The organism is Rhizobium sp. NFR03 (assembly GCF_900111275.1).
GTDB lineage: Bacteria > Pseudomonadota > Alphaproteobacteria > Rhizobiales > Rhizobiaceae > Ferranicluibacter.
Map to the genome: position 1 here is coordinate 44,562 of NZ_FOGR01000006.1, position 14,745 is coordinate 59,306.

General features: G+C 61.8%; 15 protein-coding genes. 14 read left to right on the forward strand and 1 reads right to left on the reverse strand.

What is annotated here, in order from left to right; translation table 11 throughout:
• The first annotated feature begins 16 nt into the window (after positions 1-16).
• From BSG19_RS18495 to BSG19_RS18505, 3 genes are read left to right on the forward strand one after another with little or no spacing between them, the layout of a single operon-like run.
• Positions 17-307, forward strand: coding sequence for a YciI-like protein (locus BSG19_RS18495; protein ID WP_092989514.1), 291 nt, complete (start codon positions 17-19; stop codon positions 305-307).
• Between the two features lie 6 nt (positions 308-313).
• Positions 314-757, forward strand: a complete 444-nt coding sequence (locus tag BSG19_RS18500) for an EVE domain-containing protein (RefSeq protein WP_092989515.1) — start codon at positions 314-316, stop codon at positions 755-757.
• Positions 758-767: 10 nt separating this feature from the next.
• Positions 768-1,412 (forward strand): class I SAM-dependent methyltransferase, encoded by a 645-nt coding sequence (locus tag BSG19_RS18505; protein ID WP_092989516.1) that lies wholly within the window; start codon positions 768-770, stop codon positions 1,410-1,412.
• A gap of 136 nt (positions 1,413-1,548) precedes the next feature.
• Here BSG19_RS18505 and BSG19_RS18510 read toward each other — a convergent pair whose 3' ends face one another.
• Positions 1,549-2,073 carry a hypothetical protein gene (locus tag BSG19_RS18510; protein WP_092989517.1) on the reverse strand — a complete coding sequence of 175 codons (525 nt, stop codon included), beginning with the start codon at positions 2,071-2,073 and terminating at the stop codon, positions 1,549-1,551.
• 301 nt (positions 2,074-2,374) lie between these two features.
• On the opposite strand from BSG19_RS18510, the gene sdhC reads away from it, so the two are divergent.
• The 11 genes from sdhC (at position 2,375) to BSG19_RS18565 (ending at position 14,686) form a co-directional block, all read left to right on the forward strand.
• On the forward strand, positions 2,375-2,767 hold the full coding sequence (sdhC, locus tag BSG19_RS18515) for a succinate dehydrogenase, cytochrome b556 subunit (RefSeq protein ID WP_062477893.1): 393 nt from the start codon (positions 2,375-2,377) through the stop codon (positions 2,765-2,767).
• Between the two features lie 11 nt (positions 2,768-2,778).
• Positions 2,779-3,159 (forward strand): succinate dehydrogenase, hydrophobic membrane anchor protein, encoded by a 381-nt coding sequence (gene sdhD / locus BSG19_RS18520; RefSeq protein ID WP_092989518.1) that lies wholly within the window; start codon positions 2,779-2,781, stop codon positions 3,157-3,159.
• 4 nt (positions 3,160-3,163) lie between these two features.
• Positions 3,164-5,026 carry a succinate dehydrogenase flavoprotein subunit gene (gene sdhA / locus BSG19_RS18525; protein WP_092989519.1) on the forward strand — a complete coding sequence of 621 codons (1,863 nt, stop codon included), beginning with the start codon at positions 3,164-3,166 and terminating at the stop codon, positions 5,024-5,026.
• A 27-nt stretch (positions 5,027-5,053) separates the two neighbouring features.
• Positions 5,054-5,833: a succinate dehydrogenase iron-sulfur subunit gene (locus BSG19_RS18530; protein WP_092989520.1), complete on the forward strand. Its 780-nt coding sequence runs from the start codon at positions 5,054-5,056 to the stop codon at positions 5,831-5,833.
• A gap of 160 nt (positions 5,834-5,993) precedes the next feature.
• On the forward strand, positions 5,994-6,542 hold the full coding sequence (locus BSG19_RS18535) for a protease inhibitor Inh/omp19 family protein (protein ID WP_092989654.1): 549 nt from the start codon (positions 5,994-5,996) through the stop codon (positions 6,540-6,542).
• A gap of 104 nt (positions 6,543-6,646) precedes the next feature.
• Positions 6,647-7,801, forward strand: coding sequence for a cell division protein ZapE (zapE, locus tag BSG19_RS18540; RefSeq protein ID WP_092989521.1), 1,155 nt, complete (start codon positions 6,647-6,649; stop codon positions 7,799-7,801).
• Between the two features lie 188 nt (positions 7,802-7,989).
• Positions 7,990-8,952 carry a malate dehydrogenase gene (gene mdh / locus BSG19_RS18545; RefSeq protein ID WP_092989522.1) on the forward strand — a complete coding sequence of 321 codons (963 nt, stop codon included), beginning with the start codon at positions 7,990-7,992 and terminating at the stop codon, positions 8,950-8,952.
• Between the two features lie 30 nt (positions 8,953-8,982).
• The gene (gene sucC / locus BSG19_RS18550) at positions 8,983-10,179 is read left to right on the forward strand and encodes an ADP-forming succinate--CoA ligase subunit beta (RefSeq protein ID WP_092989523.1); all 1,197 of its coding nucleotides are present in this window, start codon (positions 8,983-8,985) and stop codon (positions 10,177-10,179) included.
• A gap of 4 nt (positions 10,180-10,183) precedes the next feature.
• On the forward strand, positions 10,184-10,561 hold the full coding sequence (locus BSG19_RS18555) for a hypothetical protein (RefSeq protein WP_092989524.1): 378 nt from the start codon (positions 10,184-10,186) through the stop codon (positions 10,559-10,561).
• A gap of 3 nt (positions 10,562-10,564) precedes the next feature.
• Positions 10,565-11,467 carry a succinate--CoA ligase subunit alpha gene (gene sucD / locus BSG19_RS18560; RefSeq protein ID WP_062596279.1) on the forward strand — a complete coding sequence of 301 codons (903 nt, stop codon included), beginning with the start codon at positions 10,565-10,567 and terminating at the stop codon, positions 11,465-11,467.
• A gap of 222 nt (positions 11,468-11,689) precedes the next feature.
• Positions 11,690-14,686, forward strand: coding sequence for a 2-oxoglutarate dehydrogenase E1 component (locus BSG19_RS18565; protein ID WP_092989525.1), 2,997 nt, complete (start codon positions 11,690-11,692; stop codon positions 14,684-14,686).
• The last annotated feature ends 59 nt before the right edge of the window (positions 14,687-14,745 follow it).

Below are 14,745 nucleotides of genomic sequence, written 5' to 3' on the forward strand. Positions count from 1 at the left end.
TTGGAAAGGCACGACCATGCTCTTTGCAGCCCTTTGCACCGATAAGGAAGGCGCGCTCCAGATCCGCCTCGACACCCGTCCGACCCACGTCGCCTATCTCGATGACCTGAATACGCGTGGTATCCTGAAAATCGCCGGCCCGTTTCTGGGCGACGACGGCAAGCCGACCGGCAGTCTCGTCATCATCGACGCCGAGACGAAGAAAGCGGCCGCCGCGATCTTTGCCGAAGACCCCTACGCCAAGGCCGGCCTCTTCGCCTCCGTCGAGGTCAAGGCCTGGAATTGGGTGTTCAACAAGCCGGAGTGACGTGCGATGGCCTACTGGCTCTGGAAATCCGAACCGTTCAAATGGTCCTGGGCCATGCAGAAGGACGCGGGCGAAGCCGGCACCGAATGGACCGGCGTGCGCAATTACCTTGCCCGAAACAACATGCGGGCCATGAAGATCGGCGACAAGGGCTTCTTCTATCACTCCAACGAAGGCTTGGAGATCGTCGGCATCGCCGAGGTCTGCGCCCTGTCGCATCCTGATTCGACGGCCGAAGGCGATGCCCGCTGGGACTGCGTCGATATCCGCGCCGTCTGCGACATGCCCCGGCCCGTCACGCTGAAGGACGTGAAGGCAAGCGAGAAGCTGAAGGACATGCAGCTCGTCACCTCCATGCGCCTCTCGGTTCAGGCCGTGACGGAAGACGAATGGCAGGAGGTCTGCCGCATGGGCGGCCTCGACAGCCCACCGGAATCGCCCCCCGCATGAAGACCGGGGCGTGAAGACGGATCCCGAACGCTTCATCCGCGAGAACACGAGCGTCATCGCTCCCCCGCATGTTCCCGAGGTGCGGCTGTTTCTGGCGAGCGAGGCGCACGATCTCTGGCTGAAGACGGAGGACGAGCTCGACGCCATCGGCCTGCCGCCGCCCTTCTGGGCCTTCGCCTGGGCCGGCGGACAGGGTCTTGCCCGCTACGTGCTCGATCAACCCGACATCGTGGCCGGCAAGAGCGTCATTGACTTCGCCTCCGGCTCCGGGCTGGTGGCGATCGCCGCCATGAAGGCCGGCGCGGCATCGGTTCTCGCTTTGGATACCGATCCGTGGACGGGGACCGCGATCCGTCTCAATGCTGAACTGAACGACGTGGCCGTCACGAGCGAGAACACGGACCGGATCGGCCGGCCCGTCGCCTGCGACGTGTTCCTTGCTGGCGACGTCTTTTACGACAAGGCCTTTGCCGACAGGCTGATACCCTGGTTCGAACGTCTCGTGGCAAGCGGCATCGACGTCATCGTCGGCGACCCCGGCCGCTCCTATTGTCCGCGCCATCGCATGGAGCCGCTTGCGACCTTTGAGGTTCCGGTCACACGGGCGCTGGAAGACAGCGAGGTCAAAAAGACGACGGTCTGGCGGTTTCGCTAGAATATTTTCGATGAACACGGGTTCACCGGAAATACTCTAGCCTCTTGTTTTCTCCGCATTGTCCGACGCGGAAGCGATGCCGCTTCGGCTGGAAATACTCCAGATTGCATTGCAGGAGCCGGCCGCGAACCTGGCCTCAGCGCCCCCGAATGACGCAGACGCCCGCCTCGAAGCTGCACGCGCTGTCGTTGCGGCGAGCTGCACCGCGGTCGATGTTGATCACGCGGCTTCGTAAAGTACCGGTTCCCGCGGGATAGCGTTCGATGGCACCGTAGGAGGGATCTTCATCATAATTCGTGACGGTGAAGTAGCTGCCGGCGTTGCGGCGATAGAGGCCGTTCGCATTGCCGGAATATCGCCCGGAGCCGACGATGATGGCGGCCGGCGCATGCCAGCCGCGTGGATACCGACGCTCGCCGTCGAAGACGCCGCGCACGACGCGATAGTCTGGTATCGCGCGATAGTCCGGTATCGCGCGATAATCCGGCACGTCACGGTCGTCACTCTGAAGCCGGACGCCGGATCTTTGTTCGAGCTGTTCTTGCTGCACGCGGTGATACAGACCACGATAGCCCTCATCCCCTGCTTCGGCGCTTCCGAACGAGGAGGCGACCAGGGCAATGGCGACGACGATCGGCCGCAGAGAAACGTCCCGAACCATAATGAACCTCCGACGGATCTTAACAAAACGTTAAGAGCAATCTGGCGCAGGTCGTCGCGAAAGTCAGGCGGTTGCAGCAGATTTCGCCGGATATGCTTAACCGTTAAAATACCGTGCATCGCCGTTTCCGATAAACCTCCGTCTCTAATCGATTAATTTTCTTTCGCACCGCAAACAGGCTTGTGAAGACCCCTGCCGAAGATTAAAGCTCGCGACAACTGAATGCTGCGCAATCCCTGCGCAAACCGGATATAAAAAGTCTAGTTTCTGGACGATTGACCGGTCGTTCCGTGAGGTTCAGATGACGAATGTCACCAAAAGCCGGCCGCTTTCGCCGCATCTTCAAATCTACAAGCTCATTCCGACCATGCTCATGTCGATTGTGCACCGCATCACCGGCGCGGCGCTCTACTTCGGCACGGTGCTCGTCGCCTGGTGGCTGATCGCAGCGGCCAGCGGCCCGGCCTATTACGATTGGGCCAGCTGGTTCTTCGGCACCATCATCGGTCAGGTCATTCTGTTCGGCTACACCTGGGCGTTGATCCACCATATGTTCGGCGGTCTGCGCCACTTCATGTGGGATCTGGGCTACGGCTACGAGAAGGAATTCTCGACCAAGCTCGCCATCGCCAATGCCGTCGGCTCCATCACCGTGACGCTCCTTCTGTGGATCGTCGGCTACATCGTTCGCTGAGGGCACACACCATGGATATGCGCACACCACTGGGCAAGGTTCGCGGTCTCGGCTCGGCCAAAGAAGGCACGGATCACTTCTGGCGCCAGCGCCTGACGGCCGTCGCCAATGTGCCCCTTCTGACCTTCTTCGTCATCTTCATCATGACCTATGCCGGCGCTCCTCACGCAGACGTGGTCGCCGCGCTCGCCAATCCGTTCGTTGCCGTGGTCATGGCCCTTGTCGTCATCTCCGCCCTGACCCACATGCGGATCGGCATGCAGGTGATCGTCGAGGACTACGTTCACGCCGAAGGCATCAAGATCGTCCTTCTCATGCTCAATACATTCTTCGCGATCGCAGTTGGCGGGCTCTGTCTTTTCGCCATCCTGAAGCTCGCCTTTGCAGGATAACACCATGGCATCGACCGAAGCACCGTCCGTCAACGGCCCGACTTCCATCAACGGCAAGGCCTACCAGTATGTCGATCATTCCTACGACGTGATCGTCGTGGGCGCTGGCGGCGCGGGACTGCGCGCCACGCTCGGCATGGCCGAACAGGGCTTCAAGACGGCCTGCATCACCAAGGTCTTCCCGACGCGCTCCCACACGGTTGCAGCCCAGGGCGGCATTGCCGCATCGCTGCAGAACATGACGCCGGACAGCTGGCAGTGGCATCTCTATGACACGGTCAAGGGTTCCGACTGGCTCGGCGACGTCGATGCCATGCAATATCTCGCCATGGAAGCGCCGAAGGCGGTCTATGAGCTCGAGCATTACGGCGTGCCCTTCTCGCGCAACGCCGAAGGCAAGATCTACCAGCGCCCGTTCGGCGGTCACATGCAGAATTACGGTGAAGGCCCGCCGGTGCAGCGCACCTGCGCTGCGGCCGACCGCACCGGTCACGCCATCCTGCACACGCTCTACGGCCAGTCGCTGAAGCACAATGCCGAATTCTTCATCGAGTATTTCGCCCTCGACCTGATCATGTCAGACGACGGCAGCCGTTGCACGGGCGTCGTCGCCTGGTGCCTCGATGACGGCACGATCCACCGCTTCTCGGCCAAGATGGTCGTGCTGGCGACAGGCGGCTACGGGCGCGCTTACTTCTCGGCAACCTCGGCCCATACCTGCACGGGCGATGGCGGCGGCATGATCGCACGCGCCGGCCTGCCGCTGCAGGACATGGAGTTCGTCCAGTTCCACCCGACCGGCATCTACGGCGCCGGCTGCCTGATCACCGAGGGTGCACGCGGCGAAGGCGGTTATCTCGTCAATTCCGAAGGCGAGCGCTTCATGGAGCGCTATGCACCGTCCGCCAAGGACCTCGCCTCGCGCGACGTCGTCTCCCGCTGCATGACGCTGGAAATCCGCGAAGGTCGCGGCGTCGGCAAGGCGAAGGACCACATCTTCCTGCATCTCGACCATCTCGACCCCGCCGTTCTCAACGAGCGTCTGCCGGGGATTTCCGAAAGCGCCAAGATCTTCGCAGGTGTCGACGTAACGCGCGAGCCGATCCCGGTTCTGCCGACGGTTCACTACAACATGGGCGGTATTCCCACCAATTACTGGGGCGAGGTGCTGAATGCCGACAGCGAGAACCCGGAGCGCATCATCCCCGGCCTGATGGCCGTCGGTGAAGCCGGCTGCGCCTCGGTGCATGGCGCAAACCGCCTTGGCTCCAACTCGCTGATCGACCTCGTGGTCTTCGGTCGCGCCGCCGCCATCCGCGCCGGCGAGGTCATCGACCGGGCAAGCCCGATCCCCGCGCTGAACAAGGCCGCATGCGACAAGATCGTCGGCCGTCTAGACACGCTGCGCTATGCCAGCGGGGGCACGCCGACGTCCGTTCTGCGCGAAAAGATGCAGCGCACGATGCAGGAAGACGCCGCCGTGTTCCGCACGCAGGAATCGCTGGAAAGCGGCTGCAAGCGGATGAGCGCCATCTGGTCCGAAATGTCCGACATCAAGGTCACCGACCGCTCGATGATCTGGAACTCGGATCTGGTGGAAACGCTGGAACTGGAAAACCTGATGGCCAACGCCATCACCACGGTTGTCGGCGCGGAGGCCCGCAAGGAAAGCCGCGGCAGCCACGCCCGCGAGGACTACACATCCGGCCCGTTCGCAGGTCGCGACGACGTCAACTGGCGCAAGCACACGCTGGCTTGGGTCAATGAGGCCGGCGACGTCAAGCTCGACTATCGCCCGGTTCACACCGAATTGCTCGCCGAAGGCATCGATCCCTACAAGATCGAGCCCAAAGCCCGCGTCTACTAACGGAAGCCCGGGTCAAGGAAAACAGATATGGTTGAACTTGCACTTCCCAAGAACTCGCAGATGACCGAAGGCAAGGTGTGGCCGAAGCCCGCCGGCGCCACCAACACCCGCGAATTCCGCGTCTATCGCTGGAGCCCCGATGACGGCAAGAACCCGTCGATCGATACCTTCTTCATCGATATCGACGATTGCGGCCCGATGGTTCTCGATGCATTGCTCTACATCAAGAACAAGATCGATCCGACGCTGACGTTGCGCCGCTCCTGTCGCGAGGGCATCTGCGGATCCTGCGCGATGAACATCGACGGCACCAACACGCTGGCCTGCACCAAGGGCATGGATGACGTGAAGGGCACGGTAAAGGTCTATCCCCTGCCGCATATGCCGGTCGTCAAGGATCTCGTGCCGGACCTCACGAACTTCTACGCCCAGCACCGCTCGATCGAGCCCTGGCTCAAGACGGTCTCGCCCGCTCCGGCCAAGGAGTGGAAGCAGAGCCACGACGATCGCGCCAAGCTCGACGGTCTCTACGAGTGCATCCTCTGCGCCTGCTGCTCGGCCTCGTGCCCGAGCTACTGGTGGAACGGCGATCGCTATCTCGGCCCGGCCGTCCTTCTCCAGGCCTATCGCTGGCTGATCGACAGCCGCGACGAAGCGAAGGGCGAGCGTCTGGACAATCTGGAAGATCCCTTCCGCCTCTATCGCTGCCACACCATCATGAATTGCGCGCAGACCTGTCCCAAGGGCCTCAACCCTGCCAAGGCAATCGGCGAGATCAAGAAAATGATGGTCGAGCGTCGCGTCTGAGCCATATTTTTACGGGAGGAAACGCGGATCGGCGTTTCCTCACCGCCACAAGGCTGTAGGAAAGAACGTTTTTCAACAACCTTAAAGGTCGATTAACCTTAATCCGGCCTATATCTGTCTCGAACGTTCATTTTTCATGCGAGACGACCGGGAGTTCGAAATGCGGGCATATCATGTTGCGGCGGGTCTAGCGGCGGTGCTGGCCCTTTCGGGATGCCAGCGCACGTCAGTGGGCGCTTTCGATCAGCGTGACATGGGAGGCCCTGCCCCGTTGCAGGCGCAGCCCGTTCCCTCCGTTTCCGGCGGCTCCCTGCCACCTCCGACGAGCGGTGACACATCTCAGTTCCCCGCAGCACCTGTTAACCAGACGGCAGCACTCGGCGGCGCGCAGGTTCCCCCCGGTGCTCCGGCAGTTCCTGCAGCCTCGCTCGACGTGACGAAGGAATCCATGGTCGGCAACTGGCGCGTCGCCAATGGCGGCAGCTCCTGCGACATGTTCCTGACGCTGACCAATCTCGGCTCCGGCTCACGCGGCGGCACCCGCGGTTGCGCAGGCGAGCTGACGCAGATGGGTTCGTGGGAAGTGGCCGGCAAGCAGGTCGTCCTCAAGGACCGCAGCGGCAATGCGCTTGCCCGCCTCTACAAGACAGCCGATTCGCGCTATGACGGCCAGACGAACGGCGGACAGCCCGTCAGCCTGAGCCGCTGATTCCCAAGCGGTCGAAGCGGTTTGATCAAAAGCCGTATCGACTTGCGGCGATTTCCAGCGCCCGGCACCGGCCGGGCTTCTTCTGACGGCCAGGAAGGCTGCGCGTGCCAAACGCCGAGAACACCATCTCCAGACGCCTTGAGGCTCGCATTGCCAGCGGCGACATGCGCCGCGATCCGGCGCAGCTTGCCATTGCCGCCCGCCTCGACCGGCTTTCGACGGAGCTTGCCGCCAGTCGCGCCAATCGCAAGTCGAATGCGCTTGGCTGGTTGTTTGCCGCAAAGCGTGATCAGCGTCCACCGATCAAGGGCCTGTATCTCTATGGCGGCGTCGGGCGCGGCAAGACCATGCTCATGGATCTCTTTTTCGAGACCGTGCCGATCGAGCGCAAGCGGCGCGCGCATTTTCACGAGTTCATGGCCGAGGTGCAGGATCGCATTTTCAAGCATCGGCAGAAGCTGAAGAACGGCGAGACGAAGGAGGCGGACCCCATGCCGCCTGTTGCAGCCGATATCTATGCGGAAGCCCGTCTCCTCTGCTTCGACGAGTTCTCGGTGACCGACATTGCGGATGCCATGATCCTGTCGCGCCTCTTCGGCGAGCTTTTCAAGCGGGGCTGCGTGCTGGTCGCCACGTCGAATGTCGAGCCCCGCGATCTCTATCGCGACGGGCTCAACCGCTCGCTCTTCCTGCCCTTCGTGGATCTCCTGCGCGCTCATGCCGAGGTCGTGCCGCTCGACACGCAGACCGACTATCGCCTTGAGAAGACCAGCGGCCTGCCCGTATGGTCCTCGCCGCTCGATGACGCCGCGCGTGACGCACTCGATACATCCTGGGCGAAGGCAACTGCGGGGCTGCAACCCGCACCAGCCGATCTCACCTTCAAGGGCCGGACGATCCACGTGCCGTTGGCTGCCGGCGACTGCGCGCGGTTCTCCTTCGCCGATCTTTGTGCCCGTCCCCTCGGCGCAACCGACTATCTCACCATTCTGTCGCATTACCGTGTCATCTTCATTGATGACATCCCGCTGCTCGATCCTGAACGGCGCAACGAAACCAAGCGCTTCATCATGCTGGTCGATACGATTTACGATCAGGGTGCGCGGCTGTTCGCATCGGCTGCGGCACGCCCCGAAGACCTTTTGACCGTCAAGCGCGGAACCGAAGGATTCGAGTTCGACCGGACCGTTTCCCGGCTGATCGAACTGCAAAGCAGCGAATATGCCGGTACGCATGCTGCAAATGCGAAGAATTCGTGACCGAATATCTTACGTTGACGTAAGATAATAATGATCTAAACGATTGAAAAAACTCACTCCGAAAGTATCGGTTGATATTTTCGGATGAGACGACTAGTGCTTTCGCCCGTGAGGTTGGGTGCCGCCCGGACAAGCGGAGACGTGTCGCTGCAGACCTTGCCAGATTTGATCTCAAAGGAAGCACTTTCATGGCGCGCAACAAGATCGCACTTATCGGTTCCGGAACGATTGGCGGTACGCTGGCACATCTGGCCGGCCTCAAGGAACTGGGCGACATCGTTCTCTTCGACATCGCCGACGGCGTGCCTCAGGGCAAGGGCCTCGACATCGCGCAGTCCTCGCCGGTGGAAGGCTTCAACGCCAACCTGACGGGCGCCAGCGACTATGCAGCGATTGAAGGCGCCGATGTCTGCATCGTCACCGCTGGCGTTGCCCGCAAGCCCGGCATGAGCCGCGACGATCTGCTCGGCATCAACCTCAAGGTCATGGAACAGGTCGGCGCCGGCATCAAGAAGTATGCTCCGAACGCCTTCGTCATCTGCATCACCAACCCGCTCGACGCGATGGTCTGGGCACTGCAGAAGTTCTCCGGCCTGCCGAAGAACATGGTCGTCGGCATGGCCGGCGTGCTCGACAGCGCCCGCTTCCGCCTGTTCCTCAGCCAGGAATTCAACGTCTCCGTCCAGGACGTCACCGCCTTCGTTCTCGGCGGTCACGGCGACACGATGGTCCCGCTCGCCCGCTACTCCACCATCGGCGGCATCCCGCTGACGGACCTCGTGAAGATGGGCTGGGTCACCAAGGAACGCCTGGAAGAGATCATCCAGCGCACCCGTGACGGCGGCGCTGAAATCGTCGGCCTGCTCAAGACCGGTTCGGCCTATTACGCACCAGCCGCTTCCGCCATCGAAATGGCCGAGTCCTTCCTCAAGGACAAGAAGCGCGTTCTGCCCTGCGCGGCCTATCTGTCCGGCCAGTACGGCGTCAACGACATGTATGTCGGCGTTCCCACCATCATCGGTGCCGGCGGCATCGAGCGTATCATCGAGGTCGAGTTTACCAAGGCCGAACAGGAAGCTTTCGACAAGTCCGTGGCGGCCGTTGCAGGCCTTTGCGAAGCCTGCGTCGGCATCGCTCCGAGCCTGAAGTAATCTTTTCCGACATCAGACAGGAATATTTCCATGAACATTCATGAATACCAGGCCAAGGCTCTTCTGAAGAGCTTTGGCGCACCGGTTGCCGAAGGTGTCGCGATCTTCTCGGCCGACGAGGCGGAAGCTGCGGCGAAGTCGCTTCCCGGCCCGCTTTACGTCGTCAAGAGCCAGATCCACGCCGGTGGCCGCGGCAAGGGCAAGTTCAAGGAACTCGGCCCCGACGCCAAGGGTGGCGTTCGCCTCGCCAAGACCATCGAGGAAGCCGTTTCCCACTCCAAGGAAATGCTGGGTAACACGCTCGTCACCAAGCAGACCGGCGACGCCGGCAAGCAGGTGAACCGCCTCTACATCGAGGACGGCGCCGACATCGACCGCGAACTCTACCTGTCCATCCTCGTCGATCGCGCCGTCGGTCAGGTTTCCTTCGTGGTCTCCACGGAAGGCGGCATGGACATCGAGACCGTCGCGCATGACACGCCGGAAAAGATCATCAACGTCGCGATCGACCCGGTCGCCGGCGTGACGGCTGCAAACCTCGACGCCCTCACCTCCGCGCTGAAGCTCGAAGGCGAAGCCAAGGCCGACGGCGAGCGTCTGTTTCCGATCCTCTACAAGGCGTTCGTCGAGAAGGACATGAGCCTGCTCGAGGTCAACCCGCTGATCGTCATGACCAACGGCCGCCTGCGCGTCCTCGATGCTAAAATGTCCTTCGACGGCAACGCGCTCTTCCGCCATGAAGACGTCGTCGCTCTGCGCGACAAGACCGAGGAAGATGCGAAGGAAATCGAGGCGTCCAAGTATGACCTCGCTTATGTCGCCCTCGACGGCAATATCGGCTGCATGGTCAATGGTGCCGGTCTCGCCATGGCGACGATGGACATCATCAAGCTCTATGGCGCCGAGCCCGCGAACTTCCTTGATGTCGGCGGCGGCGCCACGAAGGAGAAGGTCACAGCTGCCTTCAAGATCATCACGGCCGATCCTGCCGTGAAGGGCATTCTGGTCAACATCTTCGGCGGCATCATGAAGTGCGACGTCATTGCCGAAGGCGTGATCGCAGCCGTGAAGGATGTCGGCCTGACGGTGCCGCTCGTCGTGCGTCTCGAAGGCACGAACGTCGACCTCGGCAAGAAGATCATCAACGAGAGCGGCCTCAACGTCATCTCGGCCGACGATCTGGACGATGCGGCACAGAAGATCGTTGCTGCCGTGAAGGGTGCCTGATCACATGAGCGATGCGAAAAAGACGGTCAATCGCCAGTCCTTCGGACCGAACGAGACCGACATCAACCTGTGCTACTTCGTTTGCTGGGACACCACGCCGGACCTCGACGACGAGGCCGCCGATCGCTGGGCCCATTTCACGCATGACGAAGATGCCGTCGAGTTCTTCAAGCTGAAGTCGAAGGACGAAACGCTGTACGTCTGGAAGGGCGAGCTGGGCATCTCGACAGCCGACAAGCAGTTCGACTGGTTCCACACGCACTGGTCCAAGAACCTGAACAGCCATCTTGGTGAGAAGTCGATCGCCGGCAAGGGTTACCGCTGGTCCAACGACGCTTTCGAAGAATTTGATTCCCTCGAATTCGAGGAAGAGGAAAACTGATCCATGTCCATTCTCATCAATAAAGACACCAAGATCCTCGTTCAGGGTCTGACGGGCAAGACCGGCACGTTCCACACCGAGCAGGCGCTCGCCTATCATGGCACGCAGATGGTCGGCGGCATCAACCCGAAGAAGGGTGGCGAGACCTGGGAAGGCTCCAAGGGCGAAAAGCTGCCGATCTTCGCAACCGTTGCCGAGGGCAAGGAACAGACCGGCGCCGACGCGTCCGTCATCTACGTTCCCCCGGCCGGCGCCGCTGCCGCCATCATCGAGGCGATCGAAGCGGAAATCCCGCTCATCGTCTGCATCACCGAAGGCATTCCGGTTGCCGATATGGTCAAGGTCAAGGCGCGTCTCGATGCGTCGAAGTCCCGCCTCATCGGCCCGAACTGCCCCGGCGTCATGACGCCGAACGAGTGCAAGATCGGCATCATGCCGGGCAACATCTTCAAGAAGGGCTCCGTCGGCGTTCTCTCGCGTTCGGGCACGCTCACCTATGAAGCCGTGTTCCAGACCACGAACGAAGGCCTCGGCCAGACGACCGCTGTCGGCATCGGCGGCGACCCGGTCAAGGGCACCGAATTCATCGACGTGCTGGAAATGTTCCTGGCCGACGACGAGACCAAGTCCATCATCATGATCGGCGAAATCGGCGGCTCCGCCGAAGAAGAAGCCGCGCAGTTCCTGATGGACGAAGCCAAGCGTGGCCGCAAAAAGCCGATGGTCGGCTTCATCGCCGGTCGCACGGCACCTCCCGGCCGCACTATGGGCCATGCAGGCGCCGTGATCTCCGGCGGCAAGGGTGGCGCGGAAGACAAGATCGCCGCCATGGAACAGGCCGGCATCCGTGTTTCGCCCTCCCCGGCCCGCCTCGGCAAGACGCTGGTGGAAGTCCTCAAGGGCTGATGCAACTTTAAGGGACGGCCGGCCATTGGCGCCAGCCGTCCCTTGCCCCATCTAAGTGAAGTCGGCAATCGAAGCCTCGCGCTTGGGTCCTGCCAAACAAATGACACGCATACGGCCGTATTGGATGGCCGTCGCAAAGTCGGCCCGGGATGGCACGTCCGCATATCCCAGAGGCCGCATCCAACAAGTCAGGAGGCGGACGGACAGGTCCGCGATAAAACCATGGCAAGGCAAGAGGCCAACGAGCAATTTCAACTGACGTCCTTTCTGGACGGCGCCAATGCGAGCTACATCGAGCAGCTCTACGCGCGCTACGAGGCGGACCCGTCGTCCGTTTCGGGCGAGTGGCAGTCTTTCTTCAAGGCGCTGGCCGATAATCCCGAAGACGTCGTGAAGGCCGCCAAGGGCGCCTCGTGGAAGAAGCCGAACTGGCCGCTGACGCCGCGCGACGATCTGACGTCGGCGCTGGACGGCGATTGGGGCACCGTCGAGAAGGTCATCGAGAAGAAGGTGCAGGCGAAGGCCGAAGCCAAGGCGGAAGCGACCGGCGTTCCCGCCTCGCCCGCCGACGTGCACCAGGCGACCCGCGACAGCATCCGCGCCATCATGCTCATCCGCGCCTATCGCATGCGCGGTCACCTGCATGCCAAGCTCGACCCGCTGCAGATCGCAGCACCGGTTGAGGATTACCACGAACTGTCCCCGTCCAATTACGGCTTCGAAGCCGGCGACATGGACCGCAAGATCTTCCTCGATAACGTGCTCGGGCTCGAATATGCCTCGATGCGCGAGATCGTCGATATTCTCGAGCGGACCTACTGCTCGACGCTCGGCGTCGAGTTCATGCACATTTCCGATCCCGAGATCAAAGGCTGGATCCAGGAACGTATCGAAGGCCCCGCCAAGGGCGTCGAGTTCACGCCGGAAGGCAAGAAGGCCATCCTCTCAAAGCTGATCGAGGCCGAAGGCTTCGAGCAGTTCATCGACGTGAAGTACAAGGGCACCAAGCGCTTCGGCCTCGATGGCGGCGAATCGCTCATTCCGGCGCTCGAGCAGATCATCAAGCGCGGCGGCCAGGACGGGATGAAGGAAATCATCCTCGGCATGGCGCACCGTGGCCGCCTGAACGTTCTCACCAACGTGATGGGCAAGCCGCATCGCGCCGTGTTCCACGAGTTCAAGGGCGGCTCGGCTGCTCCTGACGACGTTGAAGGCTCCGGCGACGTGAAGTACCACCTCGGCGCCTCCTCGGACCGCGAGTTCGACGGCAACAAGGTTCACCTGTCGCTGACGGCAAACCCGTCGCACCTGGAAATCGTCAACCCCGTGGTCATGGGCAAGGCGCGCGCCAAGCAGGACCAGATGGCGACGACCTTCGAAGGCGACGTCATTCCGCTCAAGGAACGCTCCAAGGTTCTGCCCTTGCTGCTTCATGGCGACGCGGCTTTCGCCGGTCAGGGCGTCACGGCCGAAATCCTCGGACTGTCGGGCCTGCGCGGCCACCGCGTCGGCGGCACGCTGCACTTCATCATCAACAACCAGATCGGCTTCACCACCAATCCGGCCTTCTCGCGTTCGTCGCCCTACCCGTCCGACGTTGCCAAGATGATCGAGGCGCCGATCTTCCACGTCAACGGCGACGATCCGGAAGCGGTGGTTTACGCCGCCAAGATCGCCATCGAATTCCGGATGAAGTTCCACAAGCCGGTCGTGGTCGACATGTTCTGCTACCGCCGCTTCGGCCATAACGAAGGCGACGAACCGTCCTTCACGCAGCCGAAGATGTACAAGGTCATCCGCGGTCACAAGACGGTCGTTCAGCTCTACGGCGAACGCCTAATCGCCGAAGGCCTGATCACGGACGGCGAACTGGAGAAGATGAAGGCCGACTGGCGCGCACGTCTCGAACAGGAGTTCGAGGCCGGACAGTCCTACAAGCCCAACAAGGCCGACTGGCTGGATGGCGCATGGTCGGGCCTGCGCACCGCCGACAATCAGGACGAACAGCGCCGTGGCAAGACCTCGGTGCCAATGAAGTCTCTGAAGGAAATCGGCCGCAAGCTCTCGGAAGTTCCGGAAGGCTTCAACGTCCACAAGACGATCCAGCGCTTCATGGACAATCGTTCCAACATGATCCAGACGGGCGAAGGCATCGACTGGGCCATGGCGGAAGCGCTGGCCTTCGGCTCTCTTGCCGTCGAAGGCACGAAGATCCGCCTGTCGGGCCAGGATTGCGAGCGTGGCACATTCTCGCAGCGCCACACCGTTCTCTACGACCAGCAGACGGAAGAGCGCTACATCCCGCTTGCCAACCTTTCGCCGACCCAGGCGCGCTACGAGGTCATTAACTCGATGCTGTCGGAAGAGGCCGTCCTCGGCTTCGAATACGGCTACTCGCTGGCCCGTCCGAACGCGCTGACGCTCTGGGAAGCCCAGTTCGGCGACTTCGCCAACGGTGCTCAGGTCGTCTTCGACCAGTTCATATCTTCGGGCGAACGCAAGTGGCTGCGCATGTCGGGCCTCGTCTGCCTGCTGCCGCATGGCTATGAAGGTCAGGGTCCGGAGCACTCCTCCGCCCGCCTCGAACGCTGGCTGCAGATGTGCGCGGAAGACAACATGCAGGTCGTCAACGTCACGACGCCGGCAAACTACTTCCATGTGCTGCGCCGCCAGATGAAGCGCGACTTCCGCAAGCCGCTGATCATCATGACGCCGAAGTCGCTGCTGCGTCACAAGCGCGCCGTCTCCAGCCTGTCGGAAATGGCGGGCGAGACCTCGTTCCACCGCCTGCTGTGGGACGATGCGGAAGTCATCAAGGACGGCCCGATCAAGCTCCAGAAGGATGCGAAGATCCGCCGCGTCGTGCTCTGCTCGGGCAAAGTCTATTACGACCTGCTCGAAGAGCGCGAAAAGCGTGGCATCGACGACATCTACCTCCTGCGTCTGGAACAGCTTTATCCGTTCCCGGCCAAGGCGCTGATCAACGAGCTCAGCCGCTTCCGCAATGCGGAGATGGTCTGGTGCCAGGAAGAGCCCAAGAACATGGGGTCCTGGTCGTTCATCGATCCCTATCTCGAATGGGTGCTGGCGCATATCGATGCGAAGTACCAGCGGGTGCGCTACACCGGCCGCCCGGCCGCAGCCTCGCCGGCAACAGGTCTGATGTCCAAACATCTGGCCCAGCTTGCCGCCTTCCTCGAAGACGCGCTCGGAGGCTGACGCGTCGATATGGGCATCCTCTCCACCACCTCGCACCAGATCGGTCGGACCGTTGCATC

What these genes read in the sequence shown, in the direction of transcription:
- BSG19_RS18495 (WP_092989514.1), top strand. Translation starts at nt 17, where the DNA reads ATGCTCTTTGCAGCCCTTTGCACCGATAAGGAAGGCGCGCTCCAGATC.
- BSG19_RS18500 (WP_092989515.1), top strand. Translation starts at nt 314, where the DNA reads ATGGCCTACTGGCTCTGGAAATCCGAACCGTTCAAATGGTCCTGGGCC.
- BSG19_RS18510 (WP_092989517.1), bottom strand. Translation starts at nt 2,073, where the DNA reads ATGGTTCGGGACGTTTCTCTGCGGCCGATCGTCGTCGCCATTGCCCTG.
- sdhC (WP_062477893.1), top strand. Translation starts at nt 2,375, where the DNA reads ATGACGAATGTCACCAAAAGCCGGCCGCTTTCGCCGCATCTTCAAATC.
- sdhD (WP_092989518.1), top strand. Translation starts at nt 2,779, where the DNA reads ATGGATATGCGCACACCACTGGGCAAGGTTCGCGGTCTCGGCTCGGCC.
- sdhA (WP_092989519.1), top strand. Translation starts at nt 3,164, where the DNA reads ATGGCATCGACCGAAGCACCGTCCGTCAACGGCCCGACTTCCATCAAC.
- BSG19_RS18530 (WP_092989520.1), top strand. Translation starts at nt 5,054, where the DNA reads ATGGTTGAACTTGCACTTCCCAAGAACTCGCAGATGACCGAAGGCAAG.
- BSG19_RS18535 (WP_092989654.1), top strand. Translation starts at nt 5,994, where the DNA reads ATGCGGGCATATCATGTTGCGGCGGGTCTAGCGGCGGTGCTGGCCCTT.
- mdh (WP_092989522.1), top strand. Translation starts at nt 7,990, where the DNA reads ATGGCGCGCAACAAGATCGCACTTATCGGTTCCGGAACGATTGGCGGT.
- sucC (WP_092989523.1), top strand. Translation starts at nt 8,983, where the DNA reads ATGAACATTCATGAATACCAGGCCAAGGCTCTTCTGAAGAGCTTTGGC.
- BSG19_RS18555 (WP_092989524.1), top strand. Translation starts at nt 10,184, where the DNA reads ATGAGCGATGCGAAAAAGACGGTCAATCGCCAGTCCTTCGGACCGAAC.
- sucD (WP_062596279.1), top strand. Translation starts at nt 10,565, where the DNA reads ATGTCCATTCTCATCAATAAAGACACCAAGATCCTCGTTCAGGGTCTG.
- BSG19_RS18565 (WP_092989525.1), top strand. Translation starts at nt 11,690, where the DNA reads ATGGCAAGGCAAGAGGCCAACGAGCAATTTCAACTGACGTCCTTTCTG.